This is a genomic window from Alteromonas lipotrueae (assembly GCF_019249255.1).
Lineage (GTDB): Bacteria > Pseudomonadota > Gammaproteobacteria > Enterobacterales > Alteromonadaceae > Alteromonas > Alteromonas lipotrueae.
The window spans coordinates 1-5,934 of record NZ_JAESDJ010000030.1; the positions used below are offsets into that span (position 1 = coordinate 1).

A 5,934-nucleotide genomic window follows, 5' to 3' on the forward strand; every position below is an offset into this window, starting at 1 on the left:
ATCAGCAATAGAAATACCATTAACGATTTTTCTTGGGCGTTCACTGATATTCATGTTGAAAACAAAGGGGTTAAATTAACCTATTTCATGAACCCAGAGTGGCAAGTGAAGGTGGGTTACAATGAGCAATCGTTTGAAAGACAACGTTTTGAGTCATCGCCTCGACTTCCTTCTGATTACGAAATTGGTAACAGTTATACCTCTAATCCTTACGATCGTTCAGACGATTGGCAATTCAAAACCGCGTTTATCGATTTTAACGGTGAAGTTTCATTTGGTGGTATCGAGCACAATATTCTGATTGGCGGAAATGCACTGGATTACTACTACGGTCAGCTTATTGAAAGAGGGGATGCAATAACCTATACCGTAGGGCAACCCGAACCGGCCAAACCAGATTTGAACTACAACACCGATGAAACGTTAAGTACCACTGAATACGATTATTACGGTGTGTATTTTCAAGATTTGATGACGTTCAATGAACAATGGCAAGTTGCCATTGGCGGGCGCTTCGATAAACAAAGCCGTGAAGGTGCTGACAACGAGTCATTATTACCAAAAGTTGGTGTGTTGTATCACCCAGCTGAAAACAGCACCGTGTATGTGAACTACTCAGAAGGGTTCGAGCCCCAATCAAGTGAAACCATTGAAGACGAACTCGACCAAAACTTCGGTATGGAATTAGACGCAACGACGTCGAAACAAATCGAGTTGGGCGCTAAATGGGAAGTATCAGAACGTCTACTAGTTAACGGTGCACTATTTAATATAGAAAAGACCGGAACACTTATTTCAGAGCAGTTGTTGAATGATCCTTTGTACACCAAGGTCACTACGCAATCTGGTAAGCAAACTCACAGAGGACTAGAACTTGCTGCACAAGGTGCGGTTAGTGATAAATGGTTTGTGATGACATCAATGATGTATTTAGATGCTGAGTATGAAAAAGACGAGAACTTTGAAGGCAATACGCCAGTTGATGCGCCTACATGGTCTGCCTCGTTGTGGAGCCGCTACGAAGTTACTGAAAAATTAGCACTGAATGCGGGTATCTTTTACCAAGGCGAGCGCTACGCAGATAGCGCAAATACTGTGTTAAAAGATGCTTATAGTCGTGTTGATATAGGTGCTACATACCGAACTGATATTATGGGTAAACAAGTTGATGTAAGGCTAAATGTAGAAAACGTATTTGATACTGATTACCTTGTTGGTGGCGGCATTAACAACGTCACTATTGGTGATGGGGCTACTGCACGTATAGAGCTTAAAATGTCGCTGTAATAGCGGTTATATAGTCTTTTGTGATTTGATTAAATCAGGGGGATGGGAAACTGTTAAAAAGAAATTTTACAATCTAAACTTTGAAGATGGTAAGTTAAAATTAAGTGTTTTGACTACCTTGTCGTTGGATTTGATATTAACGTTAGCAAATCATTTAGATTAGCTATTGTTTATAATAGTAACTTTAGAGCTCAATTTACCATTTCTTAAGTGGGGGAGGGAAAGCCTTATGGACTATTCAAATTTGATAGCTGGTAAAGTTTAGAGATGTCTTTATTAAAATTTAGAAGCATCGCCGTAATGGCGATTGCTTTTATTACAGTATTCCCCTATATATTTTTAAATTTTTCTATACTTCATGGCAGATCTGACCCTCAACTGGGTATATATATAATAAAAGTCATATTAGTGGCTATTGTGTTGTTTACGGGGATTTTCATTTTTTTAAATGAGATTTCTATAGATGGAATTAGAGAAAATTTTAGGCAATTAATGTTCAGGTTTTTAAAGCTAACGTTATTTTTGTCTCTTACTTTATTATTTTCGTTTACCTCTTTTAATCAATACTCAGCATTCGAAGATGCTGCTAATCCTTTAACTAGTTCAGAGCGACTTCTTGAATTAGAAGGGTTCGAGACTGATATGGGATATGAAATAGATAATCTACTAGCTAAAAACCCATCATCCCCGAGTGAGCTGTTACAATCACTATCGGAAAAGGAAGAGCAATTGGGTACCTTGGTGGCGTTAGTAAGTAATAAAAATGTTTCTATCAATACGTTAAATAGAATAGCTTCGAAAATTTCTTCTCAAGGAGGGGGAAGTAGAGAAATATTAATTACTTCACTGAAAAAAAATCCCCGTATAGTAAGTGGGGAATATAGTTTTAAAGAACTATCATCAGGAAAATTGGTGATTTTTTCAGGTAAAGAAGCACATACACTTACACTAAACCGATAAGATTATTCGCAGATTATCCATTTAACCATTTGAGCAACTCTTACCCTTAAATATCATTGCCTCAGCTCCTAATCCACATTACTGAGTGACAGCACCAGTTCATTAGGCGCATCTACACATAAATAAACTTCAGTAGGGCGTTCACAAATGGTACCCATTAACGTGAACCAATAAACCGGTGTTGAAAAAGTTAGCTTAATATTCGCGGTGCCACGACCCACTTTCAATTGCTCTTTATCGCACTCCCACTCGCCAGCTTCACAGGTTTGAATATGAGTTAAGGGAATAAAAAGCAGGCTGAAAAAACTGGCATTTACGATAAGGTGATTGTTGTGGCAATAAACAGAAAAATGCCTGCTAATTCGATGACTTGCCGTAACACTAATGATGCCGTAGAAAATGACTGACGCGACAATAATGGCGGCAATTTCACTCCATAAAATTAATAAAGAATAAGACCCCCACGTAACAGCAATTAAACCTATCAGTACTAGTGCGAAATGCCACCGTTTGGCGCTTAGCAGCGATAGGTTAGCTAAAGCGGGCGTGTGAGCCTTTGTGAATTTAGGAATGGCGTAATACCAACTTGCGGGTTCGCTAGCCATAATTAGCGTAACTTCTCGTTTCTTATCGTCTTCGTTTATGTTGTTGATTAACGCATTAATGCGAGGATCACCTTTAATTTTTCGAGATTTCCATAGCATAGACACGACGTGAAAAATCACCACGAATTCGATAATAAGCAGTATGGCAATAACCGGATAGCGCACCCAGCTTAAAAATTCAAAGTAGCTAGCAAGAGAAACCGGCATGGAATAGCGAGCGACAACACTGGCGAGACTAAAGGGAATGATGATCTTCCATTTTTTCTGCTCACCGACCTTTATAACGCAGTACCAAAACAGAGCTGGTAGAACAATGAAGTAGGCAAACAGGAAGCCAGCAGAAAGTATCTGGTCGAATGAAGAATTAATAGTCTCTGGTAGTAGTATGAAGCCTAAAGTGTAGGTGGCTATAGCAAACAGTAAATAAAGTACTCTAAAGCGAACGGCCTTGCGCATGAAACATCCTTGTTGAGTTTATAACTTTATGTTTTTATTGTTTAATCACTGCCTTAGAAGGTAAGTTATATTGTGCAATAAGGCAATTTTTAGTGGGGTTGGCGTTTAAGGCTATCCCCTATGTGGAACTTCAGCCTACCGGTGCCAACTATGCTGGTACCGGCTATGCCATGCATTATTTCGACATATCCCAAGAAGACACGCAAAACCAAATAAGTGCTATTACCTTCACTCGCCTATCAACACGCTCTTCTAGTTTGGTAGCAAGCAACTGTTTGTTTGAGTTTGGTATACGGCGATAAATAAAGCACACGTATCGGATTCTATTTTTTTCAAACACTACTATCAATTTGAACTAATTGTCGGCTTGGCGACAGTGTGAAGTATTCTTTCTCGCTAATCTCACATGCTCATAAGAAAAAGTTTATAGGTAGTAGAATGAAAACGCTTGAGCAGCATCTAAGTGAGTACGCAAAATATCATAGAGATCAACGTAATATTTTCACCCATTACATTGGTATTCCCCTTATTGTTTTTGCGTTTTTAAGCTTGTTAAGCCGCCCGGCTTTTGAAGTCACTGCGCCTATCGTAGGAGCATTATTACTAAGCCCTGCGTTATTCGTGTGGGTCATCGGTAATGTGTTTTATTTAAAGTTAGATGTAAAGTTAGGTCTTACCATGGTGGTATTAACCGGGGCATTGCTTTACCTCGCACAACCTTTGGCGCAAAGCGCAACATGGGTATGGCTATCTGCCTCAATCGGTATTTTCGTAGGCGGTTGGATTTTACAATTTGTTGGCCATCATTTTGAAGGTAAAAAACCAGCCTTTGTAGACGATATTATGGGCTTGGCTATTGGACCGTTGTTTGTGGTTGCAGAACTTGGCTTCGAGCTTGGTTTACGAGGAGAGCTTCAAGCTAAGATTGAAGAAAACTCAGGTGTAGTACATTAGTTACCGGTTTGGTATGTAAAACTAGAATGGCACCTCAAGGGTGCCATATACTATTCACTACTTTAACCTAAATGGATTTTTAGGTGTATTCTAAGCACTTCTCTACGCATCAGTTACGATGAATGCCTAAGTTTTGATACCTAAGTTGCAAGGCGAGACTAACCACGCATTTTAGATAGGGTTTCTTTGCGAAGTTGTAGCTTAGATTCAGTAAACGCTTTGGCAGGCAACATTTTGAGTTTTTCAGCATAGCCCATAGCGGTAGCGAGTACTTGCTCTTGCGGAACTGCAGCATCTAAATAGCCCACTTTTACCGCATCCTTCCCTTGGTATACCCGTGAAAAGAGTAACGCTTCTGTTAATGAAGTAGGGGCTAAACGTGATTTAGCCAACTCCATCCCAAACGCAGGTAATACCATGCCAATAGCGGTCTCAGTTAAGCCATATTTGGTGTCGCCGTCTTTGCCAATACGTAGGTCAGCGGCCATCAAGAATATTGCGCCTAATGCGATACTATGGCCTTCAGCAGCAACAATAAGGGGTTTGGGATAGCCGTACAGCCTTACAATTAAATCTGCGCCTGCCTGAACCAGTTTTATCTGTTCGGTCTTATCTTCGGCTTTCATCACTGAAAGGTCGAAGCCGCCGCAAAACTTATCGGCACCGCCATACATCACCACGGCATCAGCGTTTTGCTCAGCTTCATCTAACGCGGCATTCAATGCGTCAATAAGAGAAAAGCCTACTGCGTTTACTTTTCCGTCATCAAAGGTAATCAGAGCTACCTTGTTTTCAATTTTTAATTCGAAAGCCATTATTGCCTCTTTGTTCTAAATACTATTTTGTGGAGTTTGTTTACAGTGGCGCTAAGAAGCAAGTTTTTTTACGTAATGCGAGGGAGTAGTCATTGCTTATAAACGCAAAAACAGCAGTATTCTGCCGCCCGCCATATCGGCGATAAGCTTAGCCTAAATACTCTTGAAAGCTTACTAACCAGGCATTTATGAGGGGGAACTCTATGCCCCAAGCCGTAAGGGATGAATGTAAGTGATTGTTAGTAATAATAAATGATTATACTGCAGGTGGGTTTAGCCTTTTTGAATTATTAATTAAGGTAAAGTGCATTTAAGCGTTGACTAATCGCCATATTATTTCTATGTTGGTTATTAAAGTGATTAGCCGATGCGCTAGGCAGCAGTATGGAAGATGTTCATTTGAGGGATACAAGCGGCGAATTTACCGAAGTGCTAAACGCTTGGGTAATCAATAACGATTTAAAAAGTGCTAATCAGCTTCGTAGTATTGTTTACTATCATTTAAAGGGCATGGTGAAAAAACAGATCAGCAAAAAAGCGGAGTCTGACAATGCGCTAAGCCTGCTCGACAAGCTCCCCAATACCACCTCACTACTTCACGATGTCATTATCAAACTAACCGCGCCTGATGAAATCTTTGAAAACAGACAGCAGTTTTACGCTTCCTTAGCCGTCTTTGTTCGCTGGATGTTGCAAGATGAAATTAAAAAGCGTTCTGCGAAAAAGCGTAATAGCGATTTAGAGGACGCGGTACAGATAACCGATGCTTCTATCGACGCAGGTTTATACCTTAGCTTCGACAATGCCTTATCGTCACTCGAAAATGTATCTAAGCGTTGTTATCAAATTGCACTTCT

7 protein-coding genes are annotated in these 5,934 nt (G+C 40.1%); 5 read left to right on the forward strand and 2 right to left on the reverse strand.

Going from position 1 to position 5,934, the window contains the following annotated elements; genetic code table 11:
- On the forward strand, positions 1-1,287 hold a 1,287-nt coding region (locus KYS23_RS20285), incomplete at its 5' end, for a TonB-dependent receptor (RefSeq protein WP_218420032.1).
- Between the two features lie 267 nt (positions 1,288-1,554).
- Complete coding sequence (locus KYS23_RS20290) at positions 1,555-2,247, forward strand: hypothetical protein (protein ID WP_159532340.1); 693 nt, start codon at positions 1,555-1,557, stop codon at positions 2,245-2,247.
- Positions 2,248-2,315: 68 nt separating this feature from the next.
- Here KYS23_RS20290 and KYS23_RS20295 read toward each other — a convergent pair whose 3' ends face one another.
- Positions 2,316-3,308: a hypothetical protein gene (locus tag KYS23_RS20295; RefSeq protein WP_218420034.1), complete on the reverse strand. Its 993-nt coding sequence runs from the start codon at positions 3,306-3,308 to the stop codon at positions 2,316-2,318.
- Between the two features lie 92 nt (positions 3,309-3,400).
- Between KYS23_RS20295 and KYS23_RS20300 the strand changes: the two genes are divergently transcribed.
- Together KYS23_RS20300 and KYS23_RS20305 are read left to right on the forward strand one after the other, a co-directional pair.
- A complete protein-coding gene (locus KYS23_RS20300) occupies positions 3,401-3,610 on the forward strand; it encodes a hypothetical protein (protein ID WP_159532336.1) in 210 nt (69 codons plus the stop codon).
- Between the two features lie 136 nt (positions 3,611-3,746).
- Entirely contained in the window at positions 3,747-4,262 is a 516-nt protein-coding gene (locus KYS23_RS20305) for an Mpo1 family 2-hydroxy fatty acid dioxygenase (RefSeq protein ID WP_159532335.1), read from the forward strand.
- Between the two features lie 158 nt (positions 4,263-4,420).
- On the opposite strand, the gene KYS23_RS20310 is transcribed toward KYS23_RS20305, so the two are convergent.
- Positions 4,421-5,077 carry a crotonase/enoyl-CoA hydratase family protein gene (locus KYS23_RS20310; RefSeq protein WP_218420036.1) on the reverse strand — a complete coding sequence of 219 codons (657 nt, stop codon included), beginning with the start codon at positions 5,075-5,077 and terminating at the stop codon, positions 4,421-4,423.
- A gap of 384 nt (positions 5,078-5,461) precedes the next feature.
- On the opposite strand from KYS23_RS20310, the gene KYS23_RS20315 reads away from it, so the two are divergent.
- Positions 5,462-5,934 (forward strand): ECF-type sigma factor (locus tag KYS23_RS20315; RefSeq protein WP_218420038.1); only part of this gene is annotated, 473 nt, incomplete at its 3' end.

Excerpts from the sequence above, each read along its gene's own strand:
- KYS23_RS20290 (WP_159532340.1), top strand. The coding sequence starts at position 1,555 with ATGTCTTTATTAAAATTTAGAAGCATCGCCGTAATGGCGATTGCTTTT.
- KYS23_RS20295 (WP_218420034.1), bottom strand. The coding sequence starts at position 3,308 with ATGCGCAAGGCCGTTCGCTTTAGAGTACTTTATTTACTGTTTGCTATA.
- KYS23_RS20305 (WP_159532335.1), top strand. The coding sequence starts at position 3,747 with ATGAAAACGCTTGAGCAGCATCTAAGTGAGTACGCAAAATATCATAGA.
- KYS23_RS20310 (WP_218420036.1), bottom strand. The coding sequence starts at position 5,077 with ATGGCTTTCGAATTAAAAATTGAAAACAAGGTAGCTCTGATTACCTTT.